This window comes from Dietzia sp. JS16-p6b (assembly GCF_003052165.1).
In the GTDB taxonomy this organism is placed as follows: Bacteria; Actinomycetota; Actinomycetes; order Mycobacteriales; family Mycobacteriaceae; genus Dietzia.
Genome location: NZ_CP024869.1, coordinates 1,838,249 through 1,854,637, shown reverse-complemented (window position 1 = coordinate 1,854,637; position 16,389 = coordinate 1,838,249). Strand labels below are relative to the sequence as shown.

Below are 16,389 nucleotides of genomic sequence, written 5' to 3'. Positions count from 1 at the left end.
GCCGCCCGCCGACGACTCGCGAAGGAGAACCGACCATGGCGTCCACCGCCGATTTCAAGAACGGCCTCGTCCTCAAGGAGGAGGGGAACCTGTGGCAGATCCAGGAGTTCCAGCACGTCAAGCCGGGTAAGGGTCCCGCCTTCGTCCGCACGAAGATCAAGAACGTCGTTTCCGGCAAGATCGTCGACAAGACCTACAACGCCGGGGTCAAGGTGGAGACCGCGACGGTGGACCGCCGCGACATGACCTTCCTGTACCGCGACGGGGAGGACTACGTCCTCATGGACGAGAAGGACTTCGAGCAGATCAACGTCTCGCCCGCCGTGATGGGGGACGGTGCCCGCTTCCTCCTGGAGAACACCAGCGTCCAGGTCTCGATGCACGAGGGCGTGCCGCTGTTCGCCGAGATGCCCGTCGCGGTGGACCTGGTGGTCCAGCACACCGATCCGGGTCTCCAGGGTGACCGGTCGACCGGCGGCACCAAGCCCGCCACACTCGAGACCGGTGCCGAGGTCCACGTCCCGCTGTTCATCAACACGGGCGACAAGCTCCGCATCGACACCCGCGACGGCCGGTACCTCAGCCGGGTGAACGACTGACCATGGCGGACGAGGCAGATCACCGGCGCCGGGGATCGAGATTCCGTGCGCGCAAGCGAGCGGTGGCCCTGCTGTTCGAGGCGGAACTCCGCGACGCCGATGTGGTGGCACTCGCGGAGGAGCGCCGGCGGATGGGCGAGGAGTCGCAGGAGTTCCACGACGTGGCGTCGTACACCATGGAGATCGTCACGGGCGTGGCGCAGCGGCTGGACCGTATCGACTCGATGATCTCCGAGCACCTGCGGGACTGGACCCTCGAGCGCCTGCCGGCCGTGGACCGGGCGGTGCTGCGGGCGGGAGCGTGGGAGCTGCTGTTCGGGACCGAGGACGTGGACGCGGCGATCGTGATCGACCAGTCCGTGCTGCTGATCTCGGACCTGTCGGCCGAGAAGTCGGTTCCCTACGTCAACGCCGTCCTCGACCGCGTCGCCGGTCTCGCCGAGCACATCCGGGCCGCCGAACGCGCGGTGTCCTCGCTCGATCCGGCGCCGACCGCGGACGTGTCGGAGCCCACCCCCGACCCGCCGGGGCCGGGGGCCGGGGACTGATAGGGTTCAACCCGAAAGCTATCCCTTTAACGAGCCGTCCAGAGAGGCGGACAAGGAGGTGGTGATCGGTGAGTACTGACGGTCCGGAGTCGACCTCGGTTTCACTCTTCACGTCTGACGACGTCGCCAGGACGGTGTCCCGACTGGCCCATCAGATCATCGAACGCACGGCCGCGGACTCCCCGGATTCGGGTCCCGTCGTCCTGCTCGGTATCCCGACCCGCGGGGTGCCCCTCGCCCATCGGCTGGCCGAGCGCATCCGCGAGTTCAGCGGAGCCGCGGTGCACGCCGGCTCGTTGGACGTCACCCTGTACCGGGACGACCTCGCCGGGGGACCGCACCGCCCCATGAGCCCCACCACGGTCCCGCCGGACGGGGTCGACGGGGCGACCGTGATCCTGGTCGACGACGTCCTGTTCTCCGGCCGCACCATCCGGGCGGCGTTCGACGCGCTCCGGGACCTCGGGCGGCCCGCGCGCGTCCAACTCGCCGTCCTGGTCGACCGCGGGCACCGAGAACTGCCGATCCGTGCCGACTACGTGGGCAAGAACGTCCCCACCTCGCGTGAGGAGGGCGTCTCCGTCCGACTCGTGGAGACGGACGGGGTCGACACTGTGGTCCTGCGTCGGCCGACTCCGGAGGACACCCTGTGAAGCATCTCCTCTCCGCCGCCGATCTCGACCGCGACGCGGCGCTGTCGATCCTCGACGAGGCGGACCGTCTCAAGGAGGCGCTCCTCGGCCGCGAGGTGCGCAAGCTCCCGACCCTCCGGGGCAAGACCGTGCTGACCGTCTTCTACGAGAACTCCACGCGGACCCGGGTCTCCTTCGAGACCGCCGGAAAGTGGATGAGTGCCGACGTGATCAACGTCTCCGCGAGCGCCTCCTCGGTGCAGAAGGGCGAATCCCTCCGTGACACCGCCATGACGCTGACCGCCGTAGGGGCCGACGCGCTCATCGTCCGCCATCCGGCCTCGGGATCGGCCCTCCAGATCGCCGGGTGGGTGGCCCCCGGAGGCGCCGGCCCCTCGGTCATCAACGCCGGTGACGGGATGCACGAGCACCCGACCCAGGCTCTGCTCGACGCGATGACCATCCGGGAACGTCTGGGGGGGATCGAGGGCCGCCGCGTGGTGATCGTCGGCGACATCCTGCACTCCCGGGTCGCGCGGTCGAATGCGCTGCTGTTGTCGACCCTCGGCGCCGAGGTCGTACTGGTCGCCCCGCCCACCCTGCTCCCGGTGGGCGTCGGACACTGGCCGGTCAGGGTGTCCACCGACCTCGACGACGAACTGCCTGGCGCGGACGCGGTGATGATGCTGCGCGTGCAGGCCGAACGGATGAACGGCGGCTTCTTCCCGTCCGCCCGCGAGTACGCGGTGCGCTACGGCCTGGGACCCGCCCGCGCGGCCCGGTTGCGCGAGAACGCGGTCGTCCTCCATCCCGGCCCGATGGTCCGGGGGATGGAGATCGGCTTCGACACGGCCGACGCGCCGTCCGCGGCGATCCTCCAACAGGTCACCAACGGAGTCCACGTGCGGATGTCGATACTGCTCCACACCCTCGTCGGAACGGAAGGAAACCCCGAGTGAACGCCCACCACCACCCGACCCTGTTACTGCGCCGGGTCCGGCCCTACGGGGAGGGCGACCCCGTCGACGTGCTGGTCAGGGACGGGCTCGTCGCCGCGATCGGGCCCGACGCCGGCGCCGACCTGCCCGGTGACGCGGAGATCCACGACCTGGGCGGCGCCGTCCTGCTGCCCGGGTTCGTCGACCTCCACACCCACCTCCGCGAACCCGGACGCGAGGACACCGAGACCGTCGCCACCGGGTCGGCAGCCGCGGCGCGAGGCGGATACACCGCTGTGTTCGCCATGGCCAACACGCAGCCGCCGCAGGACAACCAGACGGTGACCGACTCCGTGTGGCGGATCGGCCGGTCCGTGGGGCTGTGCGATGTCCACCCGGTGGGAGCGGTCACCGTCGGCCTCAAGGGGGAGCAGCTCACCGAGATGGGCCAGATGGCCGCGGGCGAGGCCGGAGTCCGGATCTTCTCCGACGACGGCATGTGCGTCTACGACCCGCTGGTGATGCGCCGCGCCCTCGAATACTCGGCGGGCCTCGGCGTGCTGATCGCGCAGCACGCCGAGGAGCCGCGCCTGACCAAGGGTGCGGTGGCACACGAGGGACCCACGGCCGCCCGCCTCGGGCTGACCGGCTGGCCGCGTTCGGCGGAGGAGTCGATCGTCGCGCGCGACGCGATACTGGCCCGGGACGCCGGCGCGCGCGTCCACATCTGCCACGCCTCCACCACGGGGACGGTCGAGCTGCTGAGGTGGGCGAAGGCACAGGGGATCTCGATCACCGCGGAGGTCACCCCCCATCACCTGCTGCTCGACGACACGAGACTCGAGTCCTACGACGGGGTCTACCGGGTCAACCCGCCTCTCCGCGAAGCCCACGACACCCTCGCCCTGCGTGACGCGCTCGTGTCCGGCGTGATCGACTGCGTCGCCACGGACCACGCCCCCCACGCCGCCCAGGAGAAGTGCTGCGAGTTCGCGGCCGCCCGCCCGGGCATGCTCGGGTTGGAGACGGCGTTGCCCATCGTGGCGGCCCTGCTGGTCGAGTCGGGGGAGATGACCTGGCGCGATCTGGCCCGCGTGATGAGCTCGCGCCCCGCCGAGATCGCCGGTCTCCCGGACCAGGGGCGGCCGATCGCGGTGGGGGAGCCCGCGAACCTCGCCGCCGTGGATCCCGACTCCCCGTGGACCGTCGTGGGGGAAGAACTCGCAAGTCTGTCCGCCAACACCCCGTATGAGGGGATGACGTTCGCGGCGCGGGTCGTGGCCACCGTGTACCGGGGTCGCATGACCAACCGCGACGGAGAGGTACTCGCATGACACAGGACATCTGGACCCTGATCATCGTCATCCTGGTCTTCCTGGGCGTACTCGGGTTGATGATCCGGGGGTGGCGCAACCGGACGCGATCCCAGGCAGGCCTGTTCGACGCCCTGCCCGAGGCGCCGGCCGAGACCGGTGATGTCATCCTGGGCCCGCTGACCGGCGTGTACATCGGGAGCACCGTGGCGGGGGACTGGCAGGCACGCATCGCCCGCGCGCCGCTCGGTCACCGATCGGCCGGGACCCTCACCGCGTTCACCGGTGGGCTGCGGCTCGACCTCGCCGACGCAACCGTCTGGATCCCCCGATCCGACCTCCAGACCGTCCGACGCGCCTCGGCGCTCGCCAACAAGACCGTGCCGGGCGGTGGGATCCTCATCGCCCGGTGGCAGGTCGCAGGCCCGGACGGCACCACTCTGATCGACTCCGGTTTCCGGGCCGACGACAAGGACACGTACCCCCGCTGGGAGGAGCTGCGCGGAGACGCCGCTCCGACCCCCCGGCCGGACACCCCCAGCTCCACCACCGAGGAGAACAAGTGACACCGCACCACGGAACCACCGTCGCACCGGGGGGTCGCCGCCCCGCCGCGCTCGTCCTCGAGGACGGTCGCATCCACCGAGGAACCGCGTTCGGGGCGACCGGGACGACGCTCGGCGAGGCCGTGTTCACGACCGGCATGTCCGGCTACCAGGAGACCCTGACCGACCCGTCCTATCACCGCCAGATCATCGTCAGCACCGCTCCGCAGATCGGTAACACCGGATGGAACGACGAGGACGGTGAGTCGCTGCTGGACGGCAGGAACGGCGGCGGTCGGATCTGGGTGGCGGGCCTTGTCATCCGTGACCTGTCACGGCGGGCCTCCAACCACCGGTCCGAGCGCACGCTCGAGGACGAGATGCTCGCCCAGGGCATCGTGGGGATCGCCGACGTGGACACCCGGGCGGTCGTCCGCCACATCCGGGAGCTCGGGGCCATGAAGGCCGGCATCTTCTCCGGTGACGCCGTGGTGGACGACGAGTCGATGCTTGCGATCGTCCGCGATCAGGAGCCCATGGCCGGGGCCTCCCTAGCCGGGGAGGTCTCGACGGACAGGCCCTACGTCGTCGAGCCCGAAGGCCGGGTGCGCCACTCGGTGGCCGCGCTCGACCTGGGGATCAAGACCAACACCCCCGCATGCTCACCGCACGCGGCGTGCGGGTGCACGTCCTGCCCTCCGACTCGACCCTGCAGGACGTCCTCGATCTCGACGTGGACGGGGTCTTCCTGTCCAACGGGCCGGGAGATCCGGCCACCGCCGACGCCGCGGTTCACCTGACCAAGGAGGTCCTGAGCCAGGGGATCCCGTTCTTCGGGATCTGTTTCGGCAACCAGATCCTGGGCAGGGCGCTCGGACTCGAGACCTACAAGATGAGGTTCGGCCACCGCGGCATCAACATCCCGGTGGTGGAGAAGGCCACGGGGACGGTCGCCATCACGTCCCAGAACCACGGGTTCGCCCTGCGTGCGCCGGAGACCGAGACCTGGGAGACACCCTGGGGCACGGCCACGGTCACGCACGTGTGCGCGAACGACGGGTCCGTCGAGGGCGTCGCCCTCACCGACGGCTCGGCGTTCTCCGTCCAGTACCACCCCGAGGCCGCGGCAGGTCCCCGCGACGCCGCCGATCTCTTCGACCGCTTCGTCAGCCTGCTCGACTCAGCGTCGGGCGACGCCGCCGACGGTTCCGCAGACTCCAGAAAGGGCTCGAACTGATGCCCCGCCGCACAGACATCAACCACGTCCTCGTCATCGGTTCCGGACCGATCGTCATCGGCCAGGCGTGTGAGTTCGACTACTCCGGGACGCAGGCGTGCCGGGTGCTCCGTGCCGAGGGCCTGCGGGTCACGCTCGTCAACTCCAACCCGGCGACGATCATGACCGACCCCGAGTTCGCGGACAGCACCTACATCGAGCCGATCACGCCCGAGTACATCGACAAGATCTTCACCAAGGAGGCGGCCGACGGGCACCCCGTCGACGCGGTGTTGGCGACCCTCGGGGGTCAGACCGCGCTCAACGCCGCCATGCAGCTCGATGCCCAGGGGATACTCGCCAAGCACGGCGTGGAACTGATCGGCGCCGACATCCCCGCCATCAACCGCGGCGAGGACCGGCAGACCTTCAAGGACATCGTCGCGAGTGTGGGCGGTGACTCCGCGCGCAGCGCCGTGTGCCACACCATGGAGGAGGTCCACGCGACCGTCGCCGAACTCGGTCTGCCCGTCGTGGTCCGACCGTCGTTCACCATGGGCGGGCTCGGCTCCGGCCTGGCCTACACCACCGAGGATCTCGAGCGGATCGCCGGCGGCGGCCTGTCCGCCTCGCCCACGGCGAACGTCCTCATCGAGGAGTCGATCCTCGGGTGGAAGGAGTTCGAACTCGAGCTCATGCGGGACAACAAGGACAACGTCGTCGTGGTGTGCTCCATCGAGAACGTCGACGCCCTCGGGGTCCACACCGGCGACTCGGTCACCGTCGCGCCGTCCATGACGTTGACTGATCGCGAGTATCAGGACATGCGCGACATCGGGATCGCGATCCTCCGCGCCGTCGGCGTCGACACCGGGGGGTGCAACATCCAGTTCGCCATCAACCCCGTGGACGGCCGGCTCGTCGTGATCGAGATGAACCCGCGCGTCTCCCGGTCCTCGGCCCTGGCCTCCAAGGCCACCGGCTTCCCCATCGCCAAGATCGCCGCCCGCCTCGCCATCGGGTACTCGCTCGACGAGATCACCAACGACATCACCGGTGAGACCCCGGCGTGCTTCGAACCGACCCTGGACTACGTGGTGGTCAAGGCTCCGCGGTTCGCCTTCGAGAAGTTCCCCGGCGCGGACGACACCCTCACCACCACCATGAAGTCGGTGGGCGAGGCGATGAGCCTGGGCCGCAACTTCCGCGAGGCGCTCGGCAAGGTGATGCGGTCCCTGGAGACCAAGGCCGCCGGCTTCTGGACGCTGCCCGACGAGACGATCGCGCCCGGCCGGTCGACCGACGTCGACGCCGTCCTCGCCGACCTGGTGCGCCCGACCGAGGGCCGCATCTACGACGTCGAACTCGCGCTGCGCCTCGGCGCGACCGTCGAACAGGTCCACGAGGCATCGGGACTCGACCCGTGGTTCCTCGAGGAGATCTCCGCCCTTGTCGAGCTCCGTCAGGAGATCGTCGACGCGCCCGTGGTCGATGCCGCGCTCCTGCGGCGCGCGAAGCACAACGGACTGTCCGACGCCCAGATCGCGGCCCTGCGGCCGGAGTTCGCCGGCCCCGAGGGCGTACGGCGCCTGCGTCACCGCCTCGCGGTGCGGCCCGTCTACAAGACGGTCGACACCTGTGCCGCGGAGTTCGAGGCCAAGACCCCGTACCACTACTCGACCTACGAACTCGACCCCGCCGCCGAGTCCGAGGTCGCGCCGCAGACCGAGCGCGAGAAGGTCATCATCCTGGGCTCGGGACCCAACCGGATCGGCCAGGGCATCGAGTTCGACTACTCCTGCGTGCACGCCGCGCTCACCCTGTCCGAGGCCGGGTACGAGACGGTCATGGTCAACTGCAACCCCGAGACGGTCTCGACCGACTACGACACCGCCGACCGCCTGTACTTCGAGCCGCTGACGTTCGAGGACGTCATGGAGGTCTACCACGCCGAGACCGAGTCGGGCACCGTCGCCGGTGTCCTGGTCCAACTCGGTGGCCAGACCCCGCTGGGCCTGGCGGCGCAGCTCGAGGAGGCCGGTGTCCCCATCGTGGGCACCAGCCCCTCGGCGATCGACCTGGCGGAGGACCGCCGAGAGTTCGGCGAGGTCCTCGTCAGGGCCGGTCTGCCCGCACCCGCGTTCGGCACCGCCATCAACGCCACGGAGGCCACGGAGATCGCGGCCCGGATCGGGTACCCCGTCCTCGTGCGCCCCTCGTATGTCCTGGGTGGACGGGGGATGGAGATCGTCTATGACGAGGACTCACTGCGGTCGTACATCGATCGTGCCACCGAGATCAGCCCGGATCGTCCCGTCCTGGTCGACCGCTTCCTCGATGACGCGGTCGAGATCGACGTGGACGTGCTGTGCGACGGCACCGAGGTCTACCTGGGTGGCGTCATGGAACACATCGAGGAGGCCGGTATCCACTCCGGCGACTCCGCCTGCGCGCTCCCGCCCATCACCCTGGGGCAGGACGACATCGATCGCGTGCGCCGTTCCAGTGAGGCGTTGGCGTTCGGGATCGGCGTCAAGGGACTGCTCAACGTGCAGTACGCGATCAAGGACGACGTGCTGTACGTCCTGGAGGCCAATCCCCGGGCCAGTCGCACGGTGCCGTTCGTCTCCAAGGCGACCGGCGTGCACCTCGCCAAGGCGTGCGCCCGCATCATGATGGGCGAGACGATCGCCGAGCTCAAGGCCGAAGGCCTCCTGCCGTCCGACCGGGACGGCGGATCGCTCCCGGCGGACGCGCCCGTCGCGGTCAAGGAAGCGGTCCTCCCGTTCAACCGCTTCCGCACACCCGAGGGCAACCCCGTGGACTCACTGCTGAGTCCGGAGATGAAGTCGACCGGGGAGGTCATGGGCATCGGTCCCGACTTCGCCGTCGCCTTTGCCAAGGGCCAGCTCGCGGCCGAGGGGGTGCTCCCGACGTCCGGGACCGTGTTCGTCTCCGTCGCGAACAGGGACAAGCGCTCGATGGTGTTCCCGGCGCAACGGCTGGCCGCGCTCGGGTTCACCGTCCTGGCCACCGAGGGCACCGCGCTCATGCTCCGGCGGTACGGGATCGCCTGCGAGACCGTCGCGAAACTCACCGAGGCCGGGGGTGGGCCGGTCGACGACAAGGGTGACCCGGTCCGGACGATCGTCGACAGGATCCACGCGGACGAGGTCGACCTGATCCTGAACATCGCCTCCTCCACCGGGGGCACCAGGGCCGACGGACACGAGATCCGTTCGGCCGCGATCACCCGGCGGGTCCCGTGTGTCACCACGGTCCAGGGCGCGACCGCGGCGGTCCACGGTATCGAGGCGATCCGGCGCGGCGACGTCACCGTCAGCCCCCTGCAGGAGCTGCACAGCGGGTTCGCCGCCCGATGACCGACGGAACGTCCCGGGTCTCCTTCGGGGCGCGGCTCCACGGCGCGGTCCGGGCCCGGGGAAACCTCTGCGTGGGCATCGACCCGCACCCGGCTCTCCTCGAGGCCTGGGGGCTGGGTGTGGACGCCGTGGGTGTCCGCGAGTTCTCCCGTCGATCGCTGGAGGCCTTCGGGGATCTCGTGCCGGCGATCAAACCCCAGGTGGCGTTCTTCGAGGAGCACGGATCCGCCGGGTTCGCGGTCCTCGAGGAGGTGCTGGCGTCGATCGTCGAGGCCGGAGCTCTGTCGATCGCGGACGCCAAGCGCGGGGACATCGGTTCGACGATGGCCGGGTACGCCCGGGCGTGGCTGGCGGAGGGCTCACCTCTGGCGTGTGACGCGCTCACGGTGTCCCCGTACCTCGGGGTGGCATCGCTCGACGCGGCCTTCGACGCCGCCACGGCGAACGACCGCGGGTTGTTCGTGTTGGCCCGCACCTCCAACCCGGAGGCGGTGGGACTGCAGGCGGCCACCGGGCCCTCCGGGACGGTCGCGCAGATGGTGGTGGACGAGGTGGGCCACCGGAACGCCGCGTCGGGGCCCGGGGCGCCGGGCTCGTTCGGTGTGGTGGTGGGCGCGACGGTCGCCGAGCCTCCGCGACTGGACGATCTCTCCGGTCCGGTTCTCATGCCGGGGGTGGGGGAGCAGGGGGGGACCGCCGAGGACGTCCGGAGGATCGCCGGACCCGCGTTGCCCCGCACCCTCGTCAACGTCTCCCGGCACGTCCTGCGTTCCGGTCCGGACGTCGGGGCGATGCGCGCGGTGGTCCGCGACCTGGCCGAGACCTACCGGTTCGCCGAATCCGACTGACTCGTCAGCCGTCCCAGCGGTCGGCTGGAGTCACAGGGGCCCCGTGTGCCGCGCTGATCCATGACGCGGTCGCGCGATTTCGGGCGGTTCGGTTCGCGGCGGCGGACCGCCGACGTTAGTCTTCTCCTCACCTCACACGTCAATGCGCAGTTCAGGCAGGGTGCCACGCCGGGCCCCGCGCGAGGACGAGGCCACTCGGCCGCGTACTGTTGCTGAGGTCATCAGGCCCGACGCCGTGCCGGTCTCCCGCGAGGGGGCGGACTCGCCCGGGTACGGTGAGCACGAGGGAGCGCCCGCTCCCGGACGCGCTCCGCAGCCCGCGGACGCGCCGGGGACGGTCACCGCACACCACACGTGGATGTCCTACGGTGGACACCCGCGTGAGTCATGAGACACACACGAACGAGACGGAGGAATTGTGGCCCTTCCCCAGTTGACCGATGAGCAGCGCGCCGCTGCTCTGGAGAAGGCGGCTGCCGCCCGTCGCGCCCGGGCTGAGCTCAAGGAGCGCCTGAAGCGTGGTGGCACCGACCTCAAGCAGGTGCTCAAGGATGCCGAGAGTGACGAGATCCTCGGCAAGATGAAGGTCTCGGCGCTGCTCGAGGCCCTGCCCAAGGTCGGCAAGGTCAAGGCGCAGGAGATCATGACCGAGCTGGAGATCGCACCGACGCGTCGCCTGCGTGGTCTCGGAGATCGCCAGCGCCGCGCACTGCTCGAGCGGTTCGACTTCACGGTCGACTGATCGACGCATGAACACACCGTCGTCCGGGGTCTCGTCCCCGGAAGCGGCGGCGAAGAGGGGCCGGCTGATCGTCTTGGCCGGCCCCTCCGCCGTCGGCAAGTCAACTGTCGTGGCGCGCCTCCGCGATCGCGTCCCGGACCTCTTCTTCAGCGTGTCGATGACCACCCGGGACCCCCGTCCCGGGGAGGTCGACGGTCGCGACTACCACTTCGTCAGCACGGAGGAGTTCCGTCGCGCCGTCGAACAGGGACGGATGCTCGAGTGGGCGGAGATCCACCGCGGTCTCCAGCTCTCGGGTACCCCCGCGGAGCCGGTTCGTCACGCCCTCGCGGAGGGGCGTCCGGTCCTCATCGAGGTCGACCTCGCCGGCGTCCGGCAGATCCGGGACTCCATTCCGGAGGGACGGACCGTGTTCCTGTCGCCCCCCTCGTGGGAGGAGCTCGAAGTCCGTCTGCGGGGCAGAGGTACCGAACCTCACGAGGTCGTCGCCCGCAGGCTCGAGACCGCCAAGGTCGAGATGGCCGCGCGGGACGAGTTCGACGAGGTCGTCGTCAACGACGAACTCGAGGCCGCGGTCGATGAGTTGGTATCATTGCTGGTCGGCCAAGACTGACGCCGAATCCGACGCCCGAGCACCACACAGGCCAGAGCACCACCCAGGCTGGACCCCAGAGGAGAACCCATAGTGGCCACCATCGAAGCAGCACCGGCAGCGCCGTTGTACGACACCCCGATCGGGATCACCAATCCGCCGATCGACGAGCTCCTCGAGCGGGCGTCCTCCAAGTACGCACTGGTGATCTTCGCCGCCAAGCGCGCACGTCAGATCAACTCGTACTACAACCAGATCGAGGAGGGCATCCTCGAGTACGTCGGCCCGCTGGTCGACCCGGCGCTCCACGAGAAGCCGCTGACCATCGCGCTGCGCGAGCTCCATTCCGACCTGCTCGACTGCGCCGAGGGAGAGTGACCCCTCCCGGGGGCGATGGGCGCCGTACCCGCGTCGTCGTCGGCGTCGGGGGCGGGATCGCCGCCTACAAGTCGTGTGGTCTGATCAGGCTCCTCACCGAGTCCGGGTGCCACGTCGACGTCGTCCCCACCGAGGCGGCCCTGAACTTCGTCGGGTCCGCCACCTTCGAGGCCCTGTCGGGCAACCCGGTCTCGACCGGTGTGTTCTCCGACGTACCCTCGGTCCGCCACGTCGCCCTCGGGCAGCGGGCGGACCTCGTCGTCGTCGCCCCCGCGACCGCGGACCTGCTCGCGCGGGTCGCGTCCGGGCGCGCGGACGATCTGCTCACCTCCACCCTGTTGACCGCGCGGTGTCCGGTCCTTCTCGCGCCGGCGATGCACACCGAGATGTGGGAACACCCGGCGACGAGGCGCAACGTCGCCACCCTCCGCACAGACGGCGTCCATGTGATGCCCCCCGCCTCCGGCCGACTCACCGGATCCGACACCGGCGCCGGCCGGCTCCCCGAACCCGCCGACATCGCCCGTCTGTCGAGACTGCTGCTCGACGGCGGGACCCTTCCGTGGGACCTGGCCGGGCGCCACGTCGTGGTGACGTCCGGCGGCACCCGTGAGGAGATCGATCCCGTCCGTTTCCTCGGCAATCGCAGTTCCGGGAAACAGGGACACGCCATCGCCGCGATCGCCGCGGCGCGGGGAGCCCGCGTCACCCTGGTGACCTCCTCCGATCTGCCGGTGCCGGCCGCCGTCGAGGCGATCCACATCGACTCGGCCCTCGAGATGCGGAACGCCACCCTCTCGGCCGCGGCCGACGCCGATGTGGTGATCAAGGCCGCGGCGGTGGCCGACTTCCGCCCGACCGACGTGTCGTCCTCCAAACTCAAGAAGGACAGCGGATCCGAACCGGCCCAGATCCGGTTGGAACGCAATCCGGACATCCTCGCCGGGCTCGTCGCGGCCCGCGCGTCCGGGGAGATCCCCGCGGGCTGCGTCCTGGTGGGGTTCGCCGCCGAGACCGGCGATTCCACGGGGTCCGTCCTCGACCACGGCCGGGCGAAGCTCGCCCGGAAGGGGTGCGACCTCCTCGTCGTCAACGAGGTCGGGCGGGGCACCACCTTCGGGCAGGACGTGAACGGCGGCTGGATCCTCGACGCCGCGGGCGGGGAGGTGTCGGTGGACAGGGCGAGCAAGGATCTGCTGGCCGGGCGGATCCTCGACGCGGTGGTGTCCGTGACCGACTCACCATCCGCGCGGACCACCACGGACTGCACCGACTAGTCTGACCCCACGCGATCGACCGATCACACGCACCCGGCACCAGGAAGAGAGAACCACTGTGACGCAGGCACGTCGGCTGTTCACCAGCGAGTCCGTGACCGAGGGGCATCCGGACAAGATCTGTGACGCGATCTCCGATGCCATCCTGGACGCGATGCTGACGCAGGACCCCGAGGCCCGCGTCGCCGTCGAGACGATGGTGACCACCGGGATGGTGCACGTGGCCGGTGAGGTCAAGACGACCGGGTACGTCGAGATCCCGCAGCTCATCCGCGAAAAGATCGTCGAGGTCGGTTACGACTCCTCCGACAAGGGCTTCGACGGAGTCTCCTGTGGTGTGTCGATCTCGATCGGACAGCAGTCCCCGGAGATCGCCCAGGGTGTGGACACCTCCCACGAGGCACGGACCTCCAGCGATCCGGTCGAGGACGCGATCGCCCGGCAGGGCGCCGGTGACCAGGGCCTGATGTTCGGTTACGCGTGCTCGGACACCCCGGAACTCATGCCGTTGCCCATCGCTCTGGCCCACCGCCTCTCGCGGCGGCTGACCGAGGTCCGCAAGGACGGCACGCTGGCGTACCTGCGCCCGGACGGCAAGACCCAGGTGACCATCGAGTACGACGGCGAACGCGCGGTCAGGCTGGACACGATCGTCATCTCCACGCAGCACGCACCCGAGATCGACCTGGAGACGACGCTGCGCGACGACCTCACCGAGCACGTCATCGGGCCGGTCCTCGCCGAGGCCGCGGCCGGTATCGAGACCGGCGACTTCCGCCTCCTGGTCAACCCGACGGGTCGGTTCGTCCTGGGCGGCCCGATGGGCGACGCCGGCCTGACCGGGCGCAAGATCATCGTGGACACCTACGGCGGGATGGCCCGTCACGGCGGCGGTGCGTTCTCCGGCAAGGACCCGTCGAAGGTCGACCGCTCCGCGGCGTACGCCATGCGGTGGGTCGCCAAGAACATCGTCGCGGCCGGGTTGGCCGAGCGTGTCGAGGTCCAGGTCGCGTACGCGATCGGCAAGGCCGCCCCGGTGGGGCTGTTCGTCGAGGCGTTCGGGACCGAGAAGGTCGACATCGCGGTCCTGCAGGAGGCGGTCTCCTCGGTGTTCGATCTGCGTCCCGGTGCGATCATCCGCGACCTCGACCTCAAGCGCCCGATCTACGCCGGGACGGCGGCCTACGGTCACTTCGGTCGGACCGACCTGGACCTGCCCTGGGAGAGGACCGACCGCGTCGACGAACTCAAGCAGGCCGTCGGGCGCTGACGACCGCCCCGGGTGTCGGATCGGGGTGCGAGGATCCGAGGCCGTGACCACGACTCGCCCGGCGGCCCGGGTCGCGGCGGCTGACGCCCCCGTGGCCCGGGTGCTTCCGCTGCTCGGAGTTCCGCACCTGGACAGGGAGTTCGACTACCTGGTCCCGGAATCCCTGGCCGATCAGGCGATCCCGGGAACGCGCGTCCGGGTGCGGTTCGCGGGCAGGCTCGTCGACGGGTTCCTCATCGAGCGCACGGACGAGTCGGATCACGCCGGGGACCTGGCCTGGTTGGAGCGCGTGATCTCGCCGGAGCCCGTGCTGACGCCGCGGTTGCTCCGGCTCGTCGAGCTGGTCGCCCGGAGGTGGGTGGGCATGCGTTCGGACGTCCTCCGGCTGGCCGTCCCCCCGCGGCACGCGGCGGCCGAGAAATCGGTGCCCGACCCGCAGCCTCCGCTGGGGGTGACGGAGGGGCCGGTCGAGATACCGACCGGCTGGGCCGACCACCCGATGGTGGCCCGGTTCCTCGACGCGGCGACCGGTGGGGTCCCGGCGCGGGCCGTCTGGACCGTGCCACCGGGACGGGACTGGGCACGGGCGCTGGCCGCGCTGGCGGACTCCGTCAGGCGACGAGGTCTGCAGGTGTTGCTGATCGTCCCGGACCAGCGGGACGTCGACCGGTTGACCGCCGAATGCCGGCAGGTCGTGGGCGGGGGTGCCGCCGGACGGGACCTGGTGGTCGACCTGTCGGCGGGTATCGGCCCCTCGGCCCGGTACCGACGGTGGTTGCGCGCCGTCCGGGGGCACGCGAGGATCGTCGTGGGGACGCGCAGCGCCGTGTTCGCGCCGCTCCCGGAGCCCGGCTTGATCGTGCTGCACGACGACGGTGACGATTCGTTCGTGGAGCCGCGGGCCCCCTATCCGCACACCAGGGAGGTGGCGGCGCAGCGCTCCGTGCTCGACGGCACCCCGTTGCTCCTGAGCTCGGTGGACCGGACCCCGGAGGTGGCCGAGTACGTGCGGTCGGGATGGGCACACGAGATCCGGCCCGTACCCGGCCTCGTCCGGGCTCTCGCCCCGCGCGTGGTCGCCTTCACGGACGCGGATCCGACCCAGGCCCGCGATGTGGCCGGCGGCCGGACCCGACTGCCTGCCGTGGCGGTGACGATGGCCCGGGAGGCCGTCGACGTGGACGCGCCGGTGCTCGTGCAGGTGCCGAGGAAGGGATACATCCCGACCCTGCTGTGCGGATCGTGTCGGACGCCGGCCCGGTGCCGCCGGTGCAACGGACCACTGCGTGCGGGGCGGATGGACGCGGTCCTCGGGCCCGTGGATCTGGCCTGCGGCTGGTGCGGGGCCCCTGAGCCGGGCTTCCGGTGCGTGGCCTGTGGGTCCAGGGCCCTGCGCGCGGGGGTCGTGGGTACGGGGAGGACGGCGGAGGAGCTCGGCCGGATGTTCCCCGGTGTCAGGGTCCGGACGAGTGGGGGAGGGGAGATCCTCGACACCGTGCCCGCGGCCCCCGCCATCATCGTGTCCACCCCCGGGGCCGAACCGGTCGCCGAGGGCGGGTACGGCGCGGCGTTGCTCCTGGACTCCTGGGCTCTCCTCGGACGACCCGACCTGCGGGCGGTCCAGAACGCTCTGCGGTTCTGGGTGGGTGCGGCCTCGCTCGTCCGGCCGGCCGCTGAGGGTGGCCGGGTGTTCCTGTCGGCGGATTCCGGGTCCCCGGTCGCGCAGGCTCTCGTGCGATGGGACCCCCAGGGGTGGGCCGCACGCGAACTCGCCGACCGCGCCGAGGTGGGGTTCCCGCCCGCGGTCCACATGGTGGCGGTGGACGGCCCGGCCGCGGCCCTGTCGGCCATCCTCGAAGAACTCAGGCTCCCGGACGAGGTCGAGGTACTCGGCCCGGTCGACCTCCCCCCGGGCGAGGAGTTGCCCGGCCACGACGGCGTCGACGACCCCGAGCGGATGTTGCTCCGCGTCCCGCCCGGCCTCCTCGCCGCGGTCTCCACGGAGCTGCGGGCGGTCGTGGTGGCGCGGTCCGGCCGTCGGAGCGCCGACCCCGTCCGGGTGCGACTCGATCCGGTCCACATCGGCTGAGCGGCCCGTGCGGTGGGTC

14 protein-coding genes and 1 pseudogene are annotated in these 16,389 nt (G+C 70.6%); all 15 read left to right on the top strand.

Annotated features, from left to right (window positions below; genetic code table 11):
* Positions 1-35 precede the first annotated feature (35 nt).
* The 15 genes and pseudogenes from efp (at position 36) to CT688_RS08345 (ending at position 16,370) form a co-directional block, all read left to right on the top strand.
* Positions 36-599, top strand: coding sequence for an elongation factor P (gene efp, locus CT688_RS08415; RefSeq protein ID WP_107756532.1), 564 nt, complete (start codon positions 36-38; stop codon positions 597-599).
* A 2-nt stretch (positions 600-601) separates the two neighbouring features.
* Entirely contained in the window at positions 602-1,147 is a 546-nt protein-coding gene (gene nusB / locus CT688_RS08410; RefSeq protein WP_107756531.1) for a transcription antitermination factor NusB, read from the top strand.
* Between the two features lie 68 nt (positions 1,148-1,215).
* Positions 1,216-1,800, top strand: a complete 585-nt coding sequence (gene pyrR, locus CT688_RS08405; RefSeq protein ID WP_107756530.1) for a bifunctional pyr operon transcriptional regulator/uracil phosphoribosyltransferase PyrR — start codon at positions 1,216-1,218, stop codon at positions 1,798-1,800.
* On the top strand, positions 1,797-2,738 hold the full coding sequence (locus CT688_RS08400; RefSeq protein WP_107756529.1) for an aspartate carbamoyltransferase catalytic subunit: 942 nt from the start codon (positions 1,797-1,799) through the stop codon (positions 2,736-2,738). The genes pyrR and CT688_RS08400 overlap by 4 nt, the downstream gene beginning before the upstream one ends.
* Positions 2,735-4,051 (top strand): dihydroorotase, encoded by a 1,317-nt coding sequence (locus CT688_RS08395; RefSeq protein ID WP_107756528.1) that lies wholly within the window; start codon positions 2,735-2,737, stop codon positions 4,049-4,051. The genes CT688_RS08400 and CT688_RS08395 overlap by 4 nt, the downstream gene beginning before the upstream one ends.
* Positions 4,048-4,596 (top strand): hypothetical protein, encoded by a 549-nt coding sequence (locus tag CT688_RS08390; RefSeq protein ID WP_107756527.1) that lies wholly within the window; start codon positions 4,048-4,050, stop codon positions 4,594-4,596. Before CT688_RS08395 ends, CT688_RS08390 begins: the two co-directional genes overlap by 4 nt.
* Positions 4,593-5,812 (top strand): annotated as a pseudogene (carA, locus tag CT688_RS08385) (glutamine-hydrolyzing carbamoyl-phosphate synthase small subunit). The gene CT688_RS08390 and the pseudogene carA overlap by 4 nt, the downstream one beginning before the upstream one ends.
* Entirely contained in the window at positions 5,812-9,174 is a 3,363-nt protein-coding gene (gene carB, locus CT688_RS08380) for a carbamoyl-phosphate synthase large subunit (RefSeq protein ID WP_107756526.1), read from the top strand. The pseudogene carA and the gene carB overlap by 1 nt, the downstream one beginning before the upstream one ends.
* The gene (gene pyrF / locus CT688_RS08375) at positions 9,171-10,022 is read left to right on the top strand and encodes an orotidine-5'-phosphate decarboxylase (RefSeq protein WP_107756525.1); all 852 of its coding nucleotides are present in this window, start codon (positions 9,171-9,173) and stop codon (positions 10,020-10,022) included. The genes carB and pyrF overlap by 4 nt, the downstream gene beginning before the upstream one ends.
* A 418-nt stretch (positions 10,023-10,440) precedes the next feature.
* Complete coding sequence (mihF, locus tag CT688_RS08370) at positions 10,441-10,764, top strand: integration host factor, actinobacterial type (RefSeq protein WP_007631925.1); 324 nt, start codon at positions 10,441-10,443, stop codon at positions 10,762-10,764.
* Positions 10,765-10,771: 7 nt separating this feature from the next.
* Entirely contained in the window at positions 10,772-11,377 is a 606-nt protein-coding gene (gmk, locus tag CT688_RS08365; RefSeq protein WP_107756524.1) for a guanylate kinase, read from the top strand.
* A 72-nt stretch (positions 11,378-11,449) separates the two neighbouring features.
* On the top strand, positions 11,450-11,734 hold the full coding sequence (gene rpoZ, locus CT688_RS08360; RefSeq protein ID WP_017836841.1) for a DNA-directed RNA polymerase subunit omega: 285 nt from the start codon (positions 11,450-11,452) through the stop codon (positions 11,732-11,734).
* Positions 11,731-13,011: a bifunctional phosphopantothenoylcysteine decarboxylase/phosphopantothenate--cysteine ligase CoaBC gene (gene coaBC / locus CT688_RS08355; protein ID WP_107756523.1), complete on the top strand. Its 1,281-nt coding sequence runs from the start codon at positions 11,731-11,733 to the stop codon at positions 13,009-13,011. Before rpoZ ends, coaBC begins: the two co-directional genes overlap by 4 nt.
* Before the next feature lie 58 nt (positions 13,012-13,069).
* On the top strand, positions 13,070-14,281 hold the full coding sequence (metK, locus tag CT688_RS08350) for a methionine adenosyltransferase (protein ID WP_107756522.1): 1,212 nt from the start codon (positions 13,070-13,072) through the stop codon (positions 14,279-14,281).
* A 43-nt stretch (positions 14,282-14,324) separates the two neighbouring features.
* The gene (locus CT688_RS08345) at positions 14,325-16,370 is read left to right on the top strand and encodes a primosomal protein N' (protein ID WP_107756521.1); all 2,046 of its coding nucleotides are present in this window, start codon (positions 14,325-14,327) and stop codon (positions 16,368-16,370) included.
* Positions 16,371-16,389 lie beyond the last annotated feature (19 nt).